This is a genomic window from Hyphobacterium lacteum, from assembly GCF_036330345.1.
GTDB classification, from domain to species: Bacteria; Pseudomonadota; Alphaproteobacteria; order Caulobacterales; family Maricaulaceae; genus Hyphobacterium; species Hyphobacterium lacteum.
The window spans coordinates 430,481-447,009 of sequence record NZ_JAZDRP010000001.1 but is presented as its reverse complement, the minus strand read 5'-3'; the positions used below and the strand labels follow the sequence as shown (position 1 = coordinate 447,009).

Annotated in this window: 18 protein-coding genes; 10 read left to right on the top strand and 8 right to left on the bottom strand. The window is 59.3% G+C overall.

Translation table 11 applies throughout. The features are described from left to right. Positions 1-3: 3 nt before the first annotated feature. Together V0U79_RS02140 and V0U79_RS02135 are read left to right on the top strand one after the other, a co-directional pair. Positions 4-885, top strand: a complete 882-nt coding sequence (locus V0U79_RS02140; RefSeq protein ID WP_330197812.1) for a division plane positioning ATPase MipZ — start codon at positions 4-6, stop codon at positions 883-885. After that, positions 885-1,328, top strand: a complete 444-nt coding sequence (locus V0U79_RS02135; protein WP_330197811.1) for a J domain-containing protein — start codon at positions 885-887, stop codon at positions 1,326-1,328. The genes V0U79_RS02140 and V0U79_RS02135 overlap by 1 nt, the downstream gene beginning before the upstream one ends. On the opposite strand, the gene V0U79_RS02130 is transcribed toward V0U79_RS02135, so the two are convergent. Next, entirely contained in the window at positions 1,325-2,572 is a 1,248-nt protein-coding gene (locus V0U79_RS02130) for a D-alanyl-D-alanine carboxypeptidase family protein (RefSeq protein WP_330197810.1), read from the bottom strand. The genes V0U79_RS02135 and V0U79_RS02130 overlap by 4 nt on opposite strands. A 178-nt stretch (positions 2,573-2,750) precedes the next feature. Here V0U79_RS02130 and V0U79_RS02125 point away from each other — a divergent pair, with 178 nt between their 5' ends. The 3 genes from V0U79_RS02125 to clpA all read left to right on the top strand — a co-directional run bounded on the left by V0U79_RS02125 (position 2,751) and on the right by clpA (position 6,297). Next, entirely contained in the window at positions 2,751-3,407 is a 657-nt protein-coding gene (locus tag V0U79_RS02125; protein WP_330197809.1) for a phasin family protein, read from the top strand. A 232-nt stretch (positions 3,408-3,639) separates the two neighbouring features. Further along, complete coding sequence (gene clpS / locus V0U79_RS02120; RefSeq protein ID WP_330197808.1) at positions 3,640-3,969, top strand: ATP-dependent Clp protease adapter ClpS; 330 nt, start codon at positions 3,640-3,642, stop codon at positions 3,967-3,969. A 3-nt stretch (positions 3,970-3,972) separates the two neighbouring features. Continuing rightward, positions 3,973-6,297 carry an ATP-dependent Clp protease ATP-binding subunit ClpA gene (gene clpA, locus V0U79_RS02115; protein WP_330197807.1) on the top strand — a complete coding sequence of 775 codons (2,325 nt, stop codon included), beginning with the start codon at positions 3,973-3,975 and terminating at the stop codon, positions 6,295-6,297. A 5-nt stretch (positions 6,298-6,302) separates the two neighbouring features. Here clpA and V0U79_RS02110 read toward each other — a convergent pair whose 3' ends face one another. Continuing rightward, positions 6,303-7,403 (bottom strand): helix-turn-helix domain-containing protein, encoded by a 1,101-nt coding sequence (locus V0U79_RS02110; protein ID WP_330197806.1) that lies wholly within the window; start codon positions 7,401-7,403, stop codon positions 6,303-6,305. A 166-nt stretch (positions 7,404-7,569) separates the two neighbouring features. Here V0U79_RS02110 and V0U79_RS02105 point away from each other — a divergent pair, with 166 nt between their 5' ends. Then, a complete protein-coding gene (locus V0U79_RS02105; protein ID WP_330197805.1) occupies positions 7,570-8,391 on the top strand; it encodes a DUF2306 domain-containing protein in 822 nt (273 codons plus the stop codon). Here the strand turns inward: V0U79_RS02105 and V0U79_RS02100 are convergent. The 3 genes from V0U79_RS02100 to V0U79_RS02090 are packed head-to-tail and all read right to left on the bottom strand — an operon-like array spanning position 8,388 to position 10,436. Beyond that, positions 8,388-8,819, bottom strand: a complete 432-nt coding sequence (locus tag V0U79_RS02100) for an HIT family protein (RefSeq protein WP_330197804.1) — start codon at positions 8,817-8,819, stop codon at positions 8,388-8,390. The genes V0U79_RS02105 and V0U79_RS02100 overlap by 4 nt on opposite strands. 11 nt (positions 8,820-8,830) lie before the next feature. After that, positions 8,831-9,274 (bottom strand): putative signal transducing protein, encoded by a 444-nt coding sequence (locus tag V0U79_RS02095; RefSeq protein WP_330197803.1) that lies wholly within the window; start codon positions 9,272-9,274, stop codon positions 8,831-8,833. A gap of 16 nt (positions 9,275-9,290) precedes the next feature. Continuing rightward, positions 9,291-10,436 carry a GNAT family N-acetyltransferase gene (locus V0U79_RS02090; protein WP_330197802.1) on the bottom strand — a complete coding sequence of 382 codons (1,146 nt, stop codon included), beginning with the start codon at positions 10,434-10,436 and terminating at the stop codon, positions 9,291-9,293. A 79-nt stretch (positions 10,437-10,515) separates the two neighbouring features. Between V0U79_RS02090 and V0U79_RS02085 the strand changes: the two genes are divergently transcribed. Both V0U79_RS02085 and V0U79_RS02080 read left to right on the top strand, forming a co-directional pair. Continuing rightward, positions 10,516-11,259, top strand: coding sequence for an SDR family NAD(P)-dependent oxidoreductase (locus V0U79_RS02085; protein WP_330197801.1), 744 nt, complete (start codon positions 10,516-10,518; stop codon positions 11,257-11,259). After that, a complete protein-coding gene (locus V0U79_RS02080) occupies positions 11,256-11,876 on the top strand; it encodes a Pr6Pr family membrane protein (protein ID WP_330197800.1) in 621 nt (206 codons plus the stop codon). The genes V0U79_RS02085 and V0U79_RS02080 overlap by 4 nt, the downstream gene beginning before the upstream one ends. Here V0U79_RS02080 and V0U79_RS02075 read toward each other — a convergent pair. The 3 genes from V0U79_RS02075 to V0U79_RS02065 form a co-directional block, all read right to left on the bottom strand. Further along, positions 11,873-12,334: a RidA family protein gene (locus V0U79_RS02075; RefSeq protein WP_330197799.1), complete on the bottom strand. Its 462-nt coding sequence runs from the start codon at positions 12,332-12,334 to the stop codon at positions 11,873-11,875. The genes V0U79_RS02080 and V0U79_RS02075 overlap by 4 nt on opposite strands. 92 nt (positions 12,335-12,426) lie before the next feature. After that, positions 12,427-13,692 carry a DNA polymerase IV gene (locus V0U79_RS02070; RefSeq protein WP_330197798.1) on the bottom strand — a complete coding sequence of 422 codons (1,266 nt, stop codon included), beginning with the start codon at positions 13,690-13,692 and terminating at the stop codon, positions 12,427-12,429. Further along, positions 13,689-14,591: an ROK family protein gene (locus V0U79_RS02065; protein ID WP_330197797.1), complete on the bottom strand. Its 903-nt coding sequence runs from the start codon at positions 14,589-14,591 to the stop codon at positions 13,689-13,691. The genes V0U79_RS02070 and V0U79_RS02065 overlap by 4 nt, the downstream gene beginning before the upstream one ends. 183 nt (positions 14,592-14,774) lie before the next feature. Here V0U79_RS02065 and V0U79_RS02060 point away from each other — a divergent pair, with 183 nt between their 5' ends. Both V0U79_RS02060 and V0U79_RS02055 read left to right on the top strand, forming a co-directional pair. Further along, positions 14,775-15,152, top strand: a complete 378-nt coding sequence (locus tag V0U79_RS02060) for a response regulator (RefSeq protein WP_330197796.1) — start codon at positions 14,775-14,777, stop codon at positions 15,150-15,152. After that, positions 15,149-16,522 (top strand): PleD family two-component system response regulator, encoded by a 1,374-nt coding sequence (locus V0U79_RS02055; RefSeq protein ID WP_330197795.1) that lies wholly within the window; start codon positions 15,149-15,151, stop codon positions 16,520-16,522. Before V0U79_RS02060 ends, V0U79_RS02055 begins: the two co-directional genes overlap by 4 nt. The last annotated feature ends 7 nt before the right edge of the window (positions 16,523-16,529 follow it).

The window sequence follows — 16,529 nt, the reverse complement described above, 5'->3', positions numbered from 1 at the left end:
CCGATGAATTTTTCCACGCGTTCCGAGCGCTCCGGTGGCTTTCGCCTTATTCGCCGTAATTCCGGTGCGCATGTCATCATTGTTGGCAATGAGAAGGGCGGGGCGGGCAAGTCGACCGTCGCCATGCATCTCACCGTCGCGTTGTTGCGGATGCACAAATCTGTTGGCGTGATTGATCTCGATCTGCGTCAGCGATCTTTCGGGCGCTATCTGTCCAACCGCCAGAACTGGATCAACTCCTACGGTGTCGAATTACCGATGCCGATCGAACGCCGTGTCGAAGCCAGCACGTTGCGCCATCTTGATGAGGCAGAAACCGAGGAAAATGCCCGTTTCCAGGCCGCTTTCAGCGAATTGAAGGCGAGTTGTGATTTCATCGTGATTGATGCGCCGGGCGCCGATACGCATTATTCGCGACTGGCGCATGCACAGGCCGACACCATCATCACGCCGGTCAATGACAGCTTTATCGATTTCGATCTATTGGCCGAGATTGATGCAAAGACATTCGAAGTCGGCCGGCCCAGCGTTTATTCCGAGATGGTCTGGGACTGCCGCAAGAAGCGCGCGAAAAATGACAAGACGTCCATTGACTGGGTTGTCATGCGAAATCGCATGTCGCAGCTGGATGCGCGCAACAAGCGCCGGGTCGGCGAAGGTTTGAAGGCGCTGTCCGAGCGGATTGGTTTCCGCATGGCTCCGGGCTTTGCCGAGCGGGTGATCTATCGCGAACTCTTCCCTCTGGGCCTGACCCTGCTGGACCTGACGGAAGACGGCTCAAGCGTAGTGTTCTCCATGAGCCACGTTGCCGCCCGGCAGGAATTGCGCGATCTGCTGACGGTCTTGAAACTTCCCGAATTGGCGGGCACTAAACTGCCCTTCTGATGCCATTTCTGCTTCTGGGCTTTGCCCTTCTGATCATTCTTGTCATTGCAGCGCGGGCCTTTTCGCGGATGAAAACGGCCGAAGCCGCGCGCTGGTCGCGCATCCTGATGGGATTGGCTGCGGCCGTTTTCGGCGGATTGCTGACGCTTCGCGGGCTTGCCGTTCTGGGGGCACCGCTGGCCACTTTCGGTGTGGGGCTGATGGCGGTTGGTGCCGGGTTCCGGCCCAAACCAAAGAAGCGGTCAGGGGATAATCCGCCGGCTACTACGGGCATGAGCCGCGCCGAGGCCCTTGAAACCCTCGGCTTGGCCGGAGATCCTTCAGAGGATGAAATCAATACGGCTTACCGGTCGTTAATGAAGCGCGTTCACCCGGATTCCGGCGGTACGGATGGCTTGTCGCGGCGCCTGACCGAGGCGCGGGATATCTTGCTGAAGCGCTAGCCGCCGGGGGCGACAGCGAAGCAGGGCTCTTCCAGCGTTGCCAGATGGGCGCAGATCCGCCGGGCGCTTTCGGCGCCAACACCGGTAAAGCGGGCGCGGAAGACAGTCCGGCCATTTGTTTCGAAACGAGGCGTGTAGAGCGCTGCTTCTGCGAGATCATCCGTCATCGCCTGCACCGTTTCCAGGCGTGCTCGCGCGGCCGCCTCATCGGCATACGCACCGACCTGAACTGACCAGTCCGATGCGAGACCGGTCAGCGTTGGCTCCCGCAGCGAGCCGGGCGCCGGGCCGAGATCATCGGACATTTCGACCCTCAGCGGCGGCAGGCTTTCACCGTCGCCCTGGGCGACAGGCAGTGACAAATCAAGCGATGCTATGTGGGTTGCCAGCAAATCCTGTTCGCGGATCGGGTTGAGGCGCGGGGTGAGTGTCCGGGCCGCCATGATCAGTGACTGGCGATTGTCGAGTGACCGGAATGCGGCCTCGATCAATTGTTCGGCGTGCGTGTCACGATAGGCGGCCGTCGGTCCGCCCATGACGACAGCGACAAGACGGCGGTCACCTCGCTGGGCCGTTGTGGCGATATTGAAACCCGATGCCCGGATATACCCGGTTTTCATGCCGTCCACGCCCTCGACACGTCCGATCAGATTATTGTGCGAGCGGTAGGTCCGGCCGTCGTAGGTAAAGCTGCGTTCGGAGAAATAAGGCATGTATTGCGGGAAATCGCGGCGAAGGGCGATGGTTAGCCGCGCCATGTCCCGCGCAGTTGTCACCTGACGTGAATTCGGCAATCCCGATGCATTGCGGAAGGTCGTATTGGACAGGCCGAGTTCGCGGGCGCGAGCTGTCATCTCGACCGCAAAGGCGCGTTCGGTTCCGCCCAACTCCTCGGCGACAACAACAGCGACATCGTTGGCGCTCTTGATGATGAGTGCCCGGATTGCTGTCTCGACGGTGAGGGTGTCGCCCTCGTCGAGATCGAGATTTGACGGTTGCTGGCCAGCGGCGATGCGAGAGACGGTCAACGTGTCGGAGAGGCTCAATTCGCCGCTTTCGATCGCCTCAAACAGCAAGTAGAGCGTCATCATCTTGGTCAGCGATGCCGGGTAGCGGCGGGCATCGGCCAATCGGCTATGCAGGATTTCACCGGTGTTCGCGTCTGCAACAAAAGCGGCATAGCGGCGCGTGTCCGCCTGCGCTTCGCCGGATAGCAAAGCGGACAGCGCTACCAGGAACGCCAAAATCCATCCGCGCGGTGCATTCATGGCCGGAAATACACGCAGCAAGGTCTTGCGAGGGCGTTAAAACCGGCACAAAAATAATTATTGTGCAGCGCAACAATTTTATTGACGCAAGTGCGAGAATGCGGCATATAAATGCTGCAACTGCGAACAAATGAGTCGCGAAAAAGAGTTCGAAATGACTGAAGAGATTACCAAACCGGCCGCTGAAGCGGCAAAAACCGAAGCCAAGGTCGACACGGCGAAGAAGCCGGTCGCCCGGAAAGCTCCGGCCAAGCGTGCGGCCAGGAAAGCCGCCCCGGTTGCCAAGAAAACCGCGGTCAAAACCGCAAAGAAAAAGCCGGCCCGCAAGCCGGCAAAAGCCAAATCCTCCCCGAAAAAGGACGTGAAGATCATGACCAATGCCCAAACCACCGCCGTCAATGAGACGATCGAGAAAATGACCGCCGCCGGCAACGAGGCTTTCAAGGAAGGTTTCGAGAAGTCGCTGAAATCTGTCAACGAAATCAACGCCTACGCCAAGGAAAACGTTGACGCGGTCATCGCTTCTGCCACCGCTGCTGGTAAGAATGCTGAAACGCTGAACGCAAACGCCGTGGCCTACGCCAAGACGTCGATGGAATCGGCTGTTGCCGCGACGAAAGCCCTGACGACCGCCAAGTCGGTTCAGGACATGATCGAAGTCCAGACCGATTTCGTGAAGTCTTCCATGGACCTGTTCCTGGCAGAGCTGAACAAGACCTCCGACCTGTATGCCGGAGCCGTCAAGGAAGTATCCAAGCCGATCAATGACCGCTTTGCGGCATCGGTCGAAATGGTTCAGTCGGCCCGCTAAGGCCGGCTTCAGGGCAGGCTTGCTCTCCCCGAGCCTGCCCTGAACATTTTCTCCCCAACTGGCCCGGCGGCTTTCCGCCGGGCCTTTTTCTTTGCCTGATTGCCGGATTTTAACCGATCCTGTGTCACAATTTCGCTCCACAGCCGACTCAAGCTGTGCATGACAACGCGAAAGGTCTTCCAACTTCGCGATGCTTGCATATCTAATAAGGCTCTAGCGACGAGCCGAATCGATGAGTGAGCGCCGCGATAAACCCAGCGACCCGAACCGCCAGACCGGAGTCGCAACACGAACCCGGCCCAAGACGAAGAAACCGTCTATGTACCGGGTGATCATGCTGAACGACGACTTCACTCCGATGGAGTTTGTCGTCGAGGTGCTGATGCGCATCTTCAACAAGTCGCCGGAAGAAGCGACGCAGATCATGCTTCATGTGCATCAGAATGGCGTGGGGGTCTGCGGTGTGTTCACCTTCGAGATCGCCGAGACGAAGGTGGCACAGGTGATGGATCTGGCCCGGCGCGCGCAGCACCCGCTGCAATGCACGATGGAAAAGGAATAGAACTTGCCCTCATTTTCAACCTCCCTCGAAGACACGCTGCATCGCGCCCTCGGGTTTGCGAATGAGCGTGGACATGAATTCGCAACGCTCGAACACTTGCTGCTGGCCCTTGTCGATGACGAGGATGCCGCCGGTGTGATGAAGGCGTGCGATGTCGATCTGGGAGAATTGAAGGCCACTCTCACTGCTTTTGTGGATGCCGAACTGGGCGAGCTCGCCGTAGACGATAATGAGGACGCCAAGCCAACGACCGGTTTCCAGCGTGTGATCCAGCGCGCGGTCATTCACGTTCAGAATGCCGGGCGGGAAGAAGTAACCGGCGCAAATGTGCTGGTCGCGATCTTTGCAGAGCGCGAAAGCCATGCCGCTCATTTCCTGGCAGAGCGGGATATGACCCGCTATGACGCCGTGAACTATATTTCCCATGGCATTGCCAAGCGCCCGGGCGAAAGCGAAGCCCGGCCCGTGCGCGGTGCGATGGAAGAGGAAGACGAAGAGGAAAAAGACAGCGACGCGCTGTCGGCCTACTGCGTCGACCTGAATGCCAAGGCGCGTGAGGGCGGCGTTGATCCGCTTATTGGCCGCGAAGCCGAGGTGGAGCGCTGCGTTCAGGTGCTGTGCCGCCGCCGCAAGAACAACCCGCTTCTGGTCGGGGACCCGGGTGTTGGCAAGACGGCCATCGCCGAAGGCCTGGCCCGGAAGATTGTCGAGAAGGACGTCCCCGAGGTCTTGCAGGACGCGACGATCTATTCGCTGGACATGGGTTCGCTGCTGGCCGGTACGCGTTATCGCGGTGATTTCGAAGAGCGCGTGAAACAGGTGGTCAAGGAGCTTGAGGACACGGATGGCGCAGTGCTCTTCATTGACGAGATCCATACCGTGATCGGTGCCGGCGCCACATCGGGCGGAGCCATGGATGCTTCGAACCTGCTGAAGCCGGCGCTGCAGTCTGGCAGCCTGCGCTGCATGGGCTCGACGACCTACAAGGAATTCCGCCAGCACTTCGAGAAGGACCGGGCGCTGGCCCGGCGTTTCCAGAAGATCGACGTGGTCGAGCCAACCAAGGACGACACGGTCAAGATCCTGATGGGCCTGAAGCCGTATTTCGAGGATTTCCACGATGTGCGTTTCACCAATGATGCGGTGAAAACGGCGGTGGATCTGTCGGCCCGGTACATCACGGATCGCAAGCTGCCGGACAAAGCCATCGACGTGATCGATGAAGCGGGCGCCCGGATGCGGCTGCAACCGGCGTCCAAGCGCAAGAAAACAATCAGCGTCAAAGACGTGGAAACCGTTGTCGCAAAGATGGCGCGGATCCCGGAGAAGTCGGTATCGAAGGACGATGAGGTGGCTCTGAAGTCACTGGCATCCGATCTGCGCCATGTCGTGTTCGGCCAGGATGAAGCGATCGAAAAGCTGGCCTCGGCGATCAAGCTGGCCCGTGCGGGCCTGCGCGAACCGGAAAAGCCGATTGGCAATTACTTGTTCTCCGGTCCGACCGGTGTCGGCAAGACCGAAGTCGCCAAGCAGCTGGCCTCCATACTGGGCGTCGAGCTGTTGCGCTTCGACATGTCCGAATACATGGAGCGTCATACCGTTTCGCGCCTGATCGGCGCACCGCCCGGCTATGTTGGCCATGATCAGGGTGGTCTCCTGACAGATGCGGTTGACCAGCATCGCCATGCCGTTCTGCTGCTCGATGAAATCGAGAAAGCGCATCCGGACCTGTTCAACATTCTCTTGCAGGTGATGGACCATGGCAGTTTGACAGACTCCAACGGCAAGACGGTCGATTTCCGCAATGTCGTGGTGATCATGACCACGAATGCCGGCGCGGCAGATGCCGCCAAGGAAGCCATTGGTTTTGGCCGCGACAAGCGGGAGGGCGAGGATCAGGCAGCCATTGAAAAGCTGTTCACCCCGGAATTCCGCAACCGTCTGGATGCGATCATTCCGTTCTCCGGCCTGTCGCAGCCCATCGTTGCCAAGGTCGTCCAGAAGTTCGTTCTGCAGCTGGAAGCCCAGCTGGCCGATCGTGGTGTGACTTTCGAGCTGTCGGACGCGGCCACCGAGTGGCTGTCAACGCGCGGCTATGACCAGAAATTCGGTGCCCGGCCGCTATCCCGTGTCATACAGGAGCACATCAAGAAGCCCCTGGCTGACGAGATCCTGTTTGGTCAGCTGAAAAACGGCGGACTGGTGAAAGTGGACGTCGATGCGGCCGACAAGGAGCGCCTCGATTTCGACATTACACCGGGTGACCGGATCAAGCCGAAGAAATCCCGCGGCGGCGGCAAGAAGAAAACCAAGGAGCCGGTGCGCTAGCGCGCCTATTCCGCAAAGACTTCGTTAGACGAGAGGCCGTTGCCGGTTCTGGCAGCGGCTTTTTGCTGTTCGCGGTATTCGCGTGGCGTAAGGCCAGTGGCTTCCTTGAAGGCGCGGTTGAAGGGGCCAAGCGATGCAAACCCGCTATCGAGTGCCACATTCAATATGCCGCGGCGCGAGTGCTCTGGATCCGCCAGCAATTGCTTGGCATGCTGAATTCTAAACTTGTTCACGAAGCGATTGAAATTGCTTTGGTTCAGCCCTGCCACAATAGCCCGCGACAGCCTGTAATCCTTTTCATTCAGACGCCGGGCAAGTGTTGCCACCTTCAGGTCGGGATCAAGATAGGCACCACCGGCAACCAGTGTTTCAGCACGCTTTGCAAGCGTAATTTCTTCTTCGCTGGCCGGAGGGGCCTTGCGTGTGGAGCCTGCGGGCAGCGGGTGTCCTTGCCGATGGATAATGGCAATGCTGGCCGTGACCATGATTCCAGCTGCGCAAATGCCCTGGATGGCCATGGTGACCCCTGGCGATATCAATTCCAGGCGACCATGGTCGAACAGCATGACGCAAATCCCGACGCCCGCACCGAAGCTGGACAGGAAAATGTAGCGAATGCGCTTTTCCTGATCACTGATTCCCGACCAGCCGTTCAGACCTTCACCAAAAGCGAGAACCAGCGCAGCGGAGCTGAAAAGGGTCTGAAGTCCGTCGAGCCGTTCCATTGTGCTGGCCAGCGCGGCTTCGCCGATAACTGCGCCGAATCCGGTGGCCAGTGCGATCTGGTCAAATATGGTCGGCAGGAAAATGCCGAACACCAGCGCCATTTCCGGCCATCCGAGAGCCGGTTTGTGCCGGAATAATTCGCGTGATGTCAGCCAGAAGAAGGAGCAGCTCGCGCAGCTGATGATGGCCAGAAACGGATAAGCGGGGCCGACAGCTTGCCGCCCGAAAACCTCGATCGCCATGATGGCAACGAGCCCGGCACAGAAAACGGCCCACATGATGTGCAGGCGCGACCAGCGCTGGTGGAATACCATCCATGCCAGCCAACCGGCGGCGGCCAATGCTGCCAGCAATTTCAATCCCATGCCGAAATCCAGCATGTCTTCCTCCTGAATATCGGCGCATGATGCGCCTGATGCCCCGTTGGAGGCAAGTGCGCAGGATTTTTTTGGCCGATTTGCAAATCGGCGAGATTGGCCCGGATTTTCATTGTCCTCTGCGGGCAGTCTGCCGGTCAGGGCAGTCGTCGAAGCAGAGGATTAAAAAATGTCGGTCGACGCTATCGCACAGCCGCCGAAAACGGCGGTATCTCCCCAACGAATTCTCAAATCCAGCGGGCTGCTCTGGTTCCTGACGGCCATGATCGGGCAATGGCTGTTTGCCTATTATGTCATCGCCGCCTATGCGCCAGAGACGGTGGCGGGGAATTGGGCTGAGTGGGATGAAACCGGCCTGATCCAGGGTTTCACGGCCGGAGACCTGGTCGGCAATCTGGCTTTCATTTCTCATACCTTGCTGACGGTCATTATCTGTATCGGCGGCACGATGCAGCTCATGCCGCCCGTCCGGAAGAGATTCCCGGCCCTGCATCGCTGGACCGGCCGCACCTATCTGACGATCGGCGCTGTCATGGCGATTGGCGGTATCTGGATGATCTGGGGGCGCGGTTCGCGGCTGACAGAGATCGGCGGTTGGGGAACCACGATCAACGGCCTTCTGGCGCTCGTGACCATCGCCGTGGCGTTCTATTTTGCCAGGCGCCGCGAGATTGACCGCCACCGGCGCTGGGCCATGCGGACCTTTATCCTGCTGAGTGGCGTCTGGTTCACGCGGCTCGGCTATATGGCCTGGGCGATCCTGACAGGCGGTGCGGGCATGAGCCGGAGCCTGAATGGCCCGTTCGACATTTTCATCGCCTTTGGCAGCTATCTGTTGCCCCTGGCCATTCTGGAAATCTATCTGGCGGCGTCCGATAGCCGTTCGTCCGGTTTCAAGCTGGCCACATCAGGGGTGATGCTGGTGGCCGCTGGCATTACGGCGCTGGGTGTTTTCGGGGCCTGGATGATGATGTGGAGCCCGCACGTCTAGTCCAGCGCAGCGGCGATCTTCCCGGCCTGCGCTTTCAACTCGTCCATATCCGCTTGGCCGCCCCCATGGCGGCCGAGCGGTACATCCTCCCATCGCGGAATGATGTGAAAGTGGATGTGAAACACGGTCTGGCCGGCCGGGCCACCGTTGAACTGGGTGACGACAATGCCATCCGGCTCCAGCGCGGTCTCGACGGCCCGGGCCAGATTCTGCACGCGTTGAATAGCGGCCGCAGAAGCGTCCGGCGTCATTTCGAGCAGATTGCGGGCCGGCTCCTTGGGCACAACCAGGCAATGGCCAGGCGATTGCGGAAAGATATCCATGAAGGCGATGACGGCATCGTCCTCGAAAATTTTAACGCACGGCGCTTCACCGCGCAGGATTTTCGCGAAGATATTCTGGTCGTCATAGCTGCCTGAAAGGCTCATCGGGTGGCCCCTTAACTGGTGTTCTGGAGGTCGTCAGGATGCAGGTTCGAAGCGTTGTCCGGCAACCATTCATGACCGCAGGACATGCATTTCCTGCGATCCTGGAGCCAGAACCGGTTTCCGTAGCCATACGATCCCGTGATCAACATCCAGAACATGTAGGGCAGGGTGATCAACCAGTTGCGTTTCTGCAGGCCATTGCCGCCACATTCCGGGCAGGGGTTCAGCCGGTATTCGCTGTCCGGTTTGACGCCGATGATCGATTCCGCAAGGTCCAGATCCGGTTCCGGAACCATCACCCTGCAAGCGGTAGCTCCCATGCCGAAATAGGGCAGATAATGACCGCTATGATAATCCGGGCAAATCGCCGGAATGCCGGCCGCCCGCAAGGCAGACACCGCCGTTGCGGCTTCGCCGGCAGACCAGAAGTCTGCGATCTGAACCATGCGATCCATACTCAACCTCTAGCAGTCAGTCGAGCTTCTTGAAAGGCAATTCAGCCTGCTGCGCCTCGATATCGGCCAATACCGCACAGCGTTCATAGTCAAGATAATCAGCCACGGCGTTGCGGAAACTCTCATCGGGAAAATAGTGCAGGGAATGCACGGCTCTCGGACGATAGCCGCGCGCCAGCTTGTGTTCGCCTTGGGCGCCGGCCTCGACGCGGTCGAGGCCGTTGGCGATCGCAAAATCAATGGCCCGGTGATAGCAGAGCTCGAAATGCAGGAAGGGCTTTTCGTAAAGGCTGCCCCAATACCGCCCGAAGAGGGCTTCCGATCCGATGAAGTTCAGAGCGGCGGCAAAATAGCGCCCGTCTTCCCTGGCCATGACCAGCAGGATCCTGTCGGCCATGCGCTGGTGGATCAGATCGAAGAAGTCCCGGTTGAGATAGGGGCGGCCCCATTTGCGGCTGCCGGTCTCCTGATAGCATTTGAAGAACACATCCCAGTGTTCGGGCCTGAGATCATCGCCGGTCAGGCCGACAATCTCGATGCCCTCACTGGCCGCTGCGCGTTCCTTTTTCAGCGCCTTCCGTTTGCGCGAAGAGAGATCGCCGAGGAAACTCTCATATGAGGCATATTCCCGGTTCTCCCAGATATACTGCCGGTCGATGCGATGGAGCATGCCGAGTTCCCGGCCGGTTTCGAGATCGGCATTGGCCGGAAAATTGATGGACCAGACCGGCAGACCGTTCTGTTCGGTGATCTGCATGGCTGCCCGTGCGAGGCCTGTCCGAACCTCTGGATCCCTTGCCAGAAGACGCCGCCCGGTGGCCGGTGTGAAGGGGATGGCGCTCAGGAGCTTGGGATAGTAACGCCCGCCGGCCCGCTCGAAGGCGTCTGCCCAGGCGTGGTCGAAGACATATTCGCCATAGGAGTGCGCCTTGGCATAGGCGGGCAGGGCGCCCGCCAGGCCGCCATCATCTGTTTCGGCGAGAAAATGGACATTCTGCCAGCCGGTTTGCGTTGTGGCGCAGCCGCTTTCCTCCAGAGCCTGAAGTAAATCCCAGGACAGGAATGGATCGAATGCCTCTCCGGCCGGATTCGCAATGGCATCCCAGGCGGATTTCTCCACTTCGGACAGGCTGGAAACAGTGCGGATCGTGATCCCGGTCATCTTCTCCGAGATAGGCGCAATCAGCTATTGGGGAAAGTTGTTCTTCGGAATATGTCTGTCCCAAACGGGAGGGAATGACATGACCAACAGATTTGATGGCAAGGTTGCGCTGGTGACCGGTGGATCGCGCGGGATCGGCGCGGCGATAGCGCGTCGGCTGGCCGCGGAGGGCGCCGATGTCGTCCTGACCTATGGGGGCTCGCAGGCGAAAGCCGAAGCTGTGGCCGAGGAGATACGGGGTATGGGCCGCAAGGCCGAGGCCGTCCATTGTGATGCCGCCCAGCGTGGTACCACGGCGGCGGTCATCGCCGATGTGGCCAATCGCTATGGCCGTCTGGATGTGCTGGTGAACAATGCGGGCGTCTATCCTCTGACCTCGCTAGCCAAATGTTCCGACGAAGTCTGGGACAATATGCTGGCAATCAATCTCACGGCCGTCTTCGAAGGTCTCCGGGCCGCTTATCAGGTGATGGGGGCGGGCGGTTCCATTGTGACGATCGGTTCTGTTGCCGGCGATGCCGCGCAGGTGGCCGGTGTCGGCGTTTATTCGTCGTCGAAAGCCGGGGTTGAACTGATTACCCGCGCTGCCGGCCGCGAATTCGGCCGCAAGGGTATCCGGGCGAATGTGGTCCAGCCGGGTCCGATTGATACCGACATGAATCCGGCCGATGGCCAGACCGCTGATCTCCAGAAAATGATGGTACCGCTGGGCCGGTATGGCGAAGCTGATGAGGTTGCTGCGGCGGTGGCCTTCCTGGCCAGCGATGAGGCTTCCTATATCAATGGAACCACGCTGAAGGTTTGCGGAGGAATGACCGCATGACGCGACTGATCCGTGGCGTAATCGCATTGGCCGCCGGGCTTGCGGTCATTATCCAGTATTGGGCCTTTCTGGGCGATGTGGACATTGGCGCATTTGGCGCAACCATACGATTTTTCAGCTATTTCACTATTTTGACCAATTCATTGGTGGCCATTGGCTGGGGCGCTATGGCGCTGGCACCGGATAGCCGCGTGGCGCGGGTTTTTGGCCGGGATAGCATTCGCACGGCCATCACGATGTATATCGTGCTTGTAGGGATTGTTTATCACCTGCTCCTGGCAGCCGACCATCATCCCACGGGCGTTTCCTGGTACGCCAATCAGGTGCTTCATACGCTGGTTCCAGCCGCGATTTTCCTGGAATGGCTGCTTTTGTCCGGTCAGCGTTCAACCCGCTATGGGCAGGTTCTCGCGTGGCAGATTTATCCCTTCCTCTACACACTCTACACGCTGGCCAAGGGCGCTGTGACCGGGTTTTATCCCTATAATTTCATGGACGTAGGCGCGCTGGGATATGTCGGTGTGCTGGTCAACCTGGCGGGGCTGATCATCGCCTTCATCCTCACCGGTCTCGTGTTTGTGGGTGTCGGCAAGTTGCAGGCCCGGCTGGCGGGTTAGGCAATCTCGAAAATACCGTCGATTTCGACGGCCGCCCCCAGAGGCAGGGCCGGGCAGGATACGGCCGAGCGTGCATGCCGCCCGGCATCACCGAAAACTTCGACCATCAGATCCGAGGCTCCGTTGATGACTTTCGGAATCGCCTCGAACTCGGGGGTGGCGCACACAAATCCGCCCAGTTTGACCACGCGAACCAGGCGGGAGAGGTCGCCATCAAGAGCGGCTTTCAGCTGAGCCATAAGGTTCAGTGCGCAAAGGCGCGCGGCTGCCTGACCCTGTTCGACATTCATCGACTCGCCCAGCCGTCCCGTCACCAGCCCATCGGGGCCAAGGGATATCTGGCCGGAGACGAAGACGAGATTTCCGGTGGTGACGTAAGGCACGTAATTTGCCACCGGGGCAGCGGCTTCAGGCAAGGCAAGGCCCAGATCGGAAAGTCGTTTTTCGGCATCGCTCATGGCACGGCTCCTGTCGCTTTCGCCTCACTCCTACACTGTGCGGGAGGCGAGGCAAGCGGCTTGGCCTGCCGGGTTGTGCTGGCCAGGGCGGGCTATTGGCGGGACTTGAGCGATCGTCCCTTGATCACGGCTTCAGAGCCGAATTTGGCGCGAGCCTTGTCCATCGCCCGTTCGGCTGCGGCGCGTTTGGGAGCATCAGGGTCCAGTAAATCCCGGGGATCCGAACTTCCATTCACGAGATTTGAAATGCCGATCCCGATCAGCCGGAATTTCCGCCCGTCCGCTTCGGTTTTCAATAATTCCCGGCCGACCCGGAAGAGCGTATCGGCCAGCTGGGTGGGCTCGGAAAGCGTGCGTCTTCTGGTGATGATCCGGAAGGCCTGGGTCCGCAGCTTCAGGGTCACAACATAGCCGGAAATATCCTTTTTCTTGGCCATGTCGGCGACCCGGACGCATTGTTTCCACAAGCGCTTTTCCAGCTCCTCATAGCCGGCGATATCTTCAAAGAAGGTTGTCTCGGACGATACGCTCTTGCGTTGGCGATCCGGCGTTACGCTGCGGAAGTCTTCACCTTTCGCGAGGCGCGCCAGGCGATAGCCTCCATCGCCATAGCGATCTGCCATGGCTTTCTCGCCCACCTTGATCACGTCGGAGAGGGTCTTGATACCATCCTTTTCAAGGCGCGCGGCAAATACCGGGCCAACGCCGAAAACAGCTCTCGTCGGCTGTCGCTCCAGGAAGGCCGGCGCATCTGTGCGGCCCAGGATAAAGAAGCCGTCAGGCTTGTCCTGATCTGAAGCCGTCTTGGCGAGAAACTTGTTGTAGGACAGTCCGACCGAGACCGTGATGCCGACAATGTCGCGAATTCTGCGCTGCAGCTTCAGCAGCGTCAGCGCAGGCGGGGCATGGTGCAGGCGCTCGGTGCCCGTAAGGTCGAGAAAGGCTTCGTCAATCGACAAGGGTTCAACGACGGGCGTGACCTCACGCATTATTTCGCGGATACGTCCGCCTTCCTCGGCATAGACACTCATGCGCGGCGAAATCACCACGGCATCCGGACAGGCCTTCAATGCCTTGAACATGGGCATGGCGGATTTAACGCCGTAGAGGCGGGCCACGTAGCAGGCGGTAGACACGACGCCGCGCTTGCCACCGCCAATAATAACCGGCTTGTCCTCAAGAGACGGGTCGTCCCGCTTTTCGATCGCTGCATAGAAGGCATCGCAATCGATATGGGCGATGGACAATTGATTGATCTCGGGATGCCTGATGAGGCGGTGGTGGCCGCAATTCCGGCATGTGCCGGCGTCCCCGGCAGGGCCGAGGCAGGCGCGGCAATATCCAGCCATATCGCTCATTCCAGTGGCCAGAGCCATGCGGCCCCGCGCACGCCGGAGCTGTCGCCATGCTTGTGCTTGCGGACCTTTGTCGTGACCTGATCGGAGAAAACATAGGCTGGAAGGCGTTCGAGAACGGCGTCTGCCAATCCGTTGATGTTCGACAGTCCGCCACCCAGCACGATCACTTCGGGGTCGACAATATTGATGACGGTCGACAGGCCGCGCGCCAGGCGATCGTAAAAGCGCTCCATGGTCAGGGTCGCGCCGGAGTGGCCCTCAATGGCCGCAGCCACGATCTGACTGGGTGAAAGGAATGCCTTCGACCGGTTCAAATGGTCATCTGTTAGGCCCGGCCCGGACAGCCAGGTTTCCATGCAACCGCGAAGTCCGCACTTGCAGTCGCGGCCGGGAACTTCATCCTGATTGGGCCAGGGAAGGCCATTATGCCCCCATTCACCCCCCAGCAGGCCATGTCCCTGGTGCAGTTTGCCATCGATGACCAGCCCGCCGCCAACGCCGGTTCCCAGGATCACGCCAAAGACGCTCGAGGCGCCGGCACCGGCGCCGTCAACGGCTTCCGAAAGGGCAAAACAATTGGCGTCGTTGGCGCAACGGACCGGCTGTCCGATGGCGGCCTCGATATCCTTGTCCAGCGGGTGTCCGTTGAGTTCCGTCGAGTTGGCATTGCGCATTTTGCCGGTCGCCGGATTGATGGATCCGGGGTGGCCAATGCCGATTGAAACCGAATCACTCTGGCAGAATTCGCGGGCCTCACTCACCAGGCTGGCGATAACCACGATTTTTTCTGCATAGGGCCGCGGGGTCGGGGCGCGCTTGGAAAAGCGTGTGTGGCCAGCCGAATCGATTACCGCGACTTCGGTTTTGGTACCACCAAGATCAATACCGATTCGATCCATGCTTCCGATTCCAGCCCGGTTGTGATTATCCTGAAGTTCTTATCTTGTTCCGGAAAGGGAGAAAAGTTCGACGCCGACTCATCCTTGATTAAGGATCATCTGGCTTAATGTCAGCGGGGTGAAACAAGGGCAGGCTCAAGCTTGCCAGAACAACGGGAACGCGGCGGCGTTATGCTTCAGGTCATGCCCAAAAAGGTTCTCATCGTCGAGGACAATGAGCTCAATATGAAGCTCTTCTCCGATTTGCTCGAAGCCCATGGCTACGAGACTGTCGGCACGAATAATGGTCTGAACGCGCTCGACCTTGCCCGCGAGCATTCCCCCGATCTCATTCTCATGGACATACAGCTGCCGGAAGTCTCCGGGCTGGAAGTGACCAAGTGGCTGAAGGATGATGAAGAACTGTCGCCGATCCCGGTTGTGGCAGTGACGGCGTTTGCGATGAAGGGGGACGAGGAACGGATCCGCGAGGGCGGATGCGAAGCCTACATGTCCAAGCCGATTACCGTGTCGGTGTTTATCGAGACCATCCGCAGCTTCCTTGGCGAGGAGGCGGCATGAGTGCTCGGGTCCTCGTCGTCGACGACCAGGAAGCCAATGTCCGACTTCTCGAAGCCAAGCTGAAAGCCGAGTATTTCGAGGTCGTGACCGCCTATGACGGTCCGTCAGCCATTGAAAAAGCGCGCGAAGAACAGCCGGATGTAATTCTGCTGGATGTGATGATGCCCGGAATGGATGGCTTTGAAGTTTGCCGGCGGCTGAAATCCGACAAGCGCACACGGCATATTCCCGTCATCCATGTGACCGCGCTCGATCAGCCCGAGGACCGCGTCAGGGGGCTGGACAGCGGTGCCGATGATTTTCTGACCAAGCCGGTCGACAATCTGCCACTCTTTGCCCGTCTGCGTTCGCTGCTCCGCCTGAAAGAATTGCTCGATGAGCTGCGATTGCGGGAGGAGCGCGCCGAGGAGCGGGGCGTCTCACTGAGCGAAAATCTAAATGACCTCGTTGATGATGCGAGAATTCTCCTGGCATCCGGAGAAGAACGTGTCGCCCAGCATATTGCCCGGAAACTGCCCGATAATCTGTTCGTTGACGTCGAGTTGTCACCAGAACGCGCGGTGGAGCTTTCCAGCCAGGGCTATGATCTGATCCTCGTTGATCTGACGGCGAAGGGCTATGACGCGCTGCGCATCTGCGCCCGCATCAGGTCAAACAATGAAACGCGAAATGTCCCCATCCTCGCGATCGTTGATCCTGATGAGATGTCCCGTTCGGTCAGGGCGCTGGACCTGGGCGTTAATGATATCGTCAACCGGCCGATCGACAGCGGCGAACTGAATGCCCGGATTCGCACCCAGCTGCGCCGCAAGCGTTACGCCGACACACTGCGCGAAAGGCTGGAAGACAGTCTGGAAATGGCCGTGATCGATCCGCTGACCGGCCTCAATAACCGCCGATACCTTTCATCCCGGCTGCAGCAGGCCTCCGAACTGGTCGCATCAGGCGAGATGGCGGCATCGGTTGTGATTGCAGACCTAGACCACTTCAAGCGGGTCAATGATACCTATGGCCATGATGCCGGCGATGCCGTGCTGGTGGAATTTGCAGAGCGGGTCCGGAAACAATTGCGTGCGATCGATCTGGCGGCCCGCTTCGGCGGTGAGGAATTCGTTGTTCTGATGCCGGAGGCCAGCCTGGCTGACGCAAGGATCGGCGCCGAGCGATTACGAAACGCGATAGCAGAGCAGCCCTTCCGGCTGCCCGGTGATGCCGGCGTTCTCAATGTTACGGTTTCGATCGGTGTCGCGCAGATCGCCCCTGGAGAGGATGGCGATTCAGTGCTGCGTAGAGCTGACGAGGCGCTTTATCGCGCCAAGGCATCAGGACGGAACAGAGTTGTAGCGGATGAGGCGGCCCAGGCCGCCTGAAGATCGC

Bases quoted from the DNA above. Each gene is read 5' to 3' on its own strand.
- V0U79_RS02140 (WP_330197812.1), top strand. From the start codon at position 4: ATGAATTTTTCCACGCGTTCCGAGCGCTCCGGTGGCTTTCGCCTTATT.
- V0U79_RS02135 (WP_330197811.1), top strand. From the start codon at position 885: ATGCCATTTCTGCTTCTGGGCTTTGCCCTTCTGATCATTCTTGTCATT.
- V0U79_RS02125 (WP_330197809.1), top strand. From the start codon at position 2,751: ATGACTGAAGAGATTACCAAACCGGCCGCTGAAGCGGCAAAAACCGAA.
- clpS (WP_330197808.1), top strand. From the start codon at position 3,640: ATGAGTGAGCGCCGCGATAAACCCAGCGACCCGAACCGCCAGACCGGA.
- V0U79_RS02110 (WP_330197806.1), bottom strand. From the start codon at position 7,403: ATGCTGGATTTCGGCATGGGATTGAAATTGCTGGCAGCATTGGCCGCC.
- V0U79_RS02105 (WP_330197805.1), top strand. From the start codon at position 7,570: ATGTCGGTCGACGCTATCGCACAGCCGCCGAAAACGGCGGTATCTCCC.
- V0U79_RS02100 (WP_330197804.1), bottom strand. From the start codon at position 8,819: ATGAGCCTTTCAGGCAGCTATGACGACCAGAATATCTTCGCGAAAATC.
- V0U79_RS02095 (WP_330197803.1), bottom strand. From the start codon at position 9,274: ATGGATCGCATGGTTCAGATCGCAGACTTCTGGTCTGCCGGCGAAGCC.
- V0U79_RS02090 (WP_330197802.1), bottom strand. From the start codon at position 10,436: ATGACCGGGATCACGATCCGCACTGTTTCCAGCCTGTCCGAAGTGGAG.
- V0U79_RS02085 (WP_330197801.1), top strand. From the start codon at position 10,516: ATGACCAACAGATTTGATGGCAAGGTTGCGCTGGTGACCGGTGGATCG.
- V0U79_RS02080 (WP_330197800.1), top strand. From the start codon at position 11,256: ATGACGCGACTGATCCGTGGCGTAATCGCATTGGCCGCCGGGCTTGCG.
- V0U79_RS02075 (WP_330197799.1), bottom strand. From the start codon at position 12,334: ATGAGCGATGCCGAAAAACGACTTTCCGATCTGGGCCTTGCCTTGCCT.
- V0U79_RS02070 (WP_330197798.1), bottom strand. From the start codon at position 13,692: ATGAGCGATATGGCTGGATATTGCCGCGCCTGCCTCGGCCCTGCCGGG.
- V0U79_RS02065 (WP_330197797.1), bottom strand. From the start codon at position 14,591: ATGGATCGAATCGGTATTGATCTTGGTGGTACCAAAACCGAAGTCGCG.
- V0U79_RS02060 (WP_330197796.1), top strand. From the start codon at position 14,775: ATGCCCAAAAAGGTTCTCATCGTCGAGGACAATGAGCTCAATATGAAG.
- V0U79_RS02055 (WP_330197795.1), top strand. From the start codon at position 15,149: ATGAGTGCTCGGGTCCTCGTCGTCGACGACCAGGAAGCCAATGTCCGA.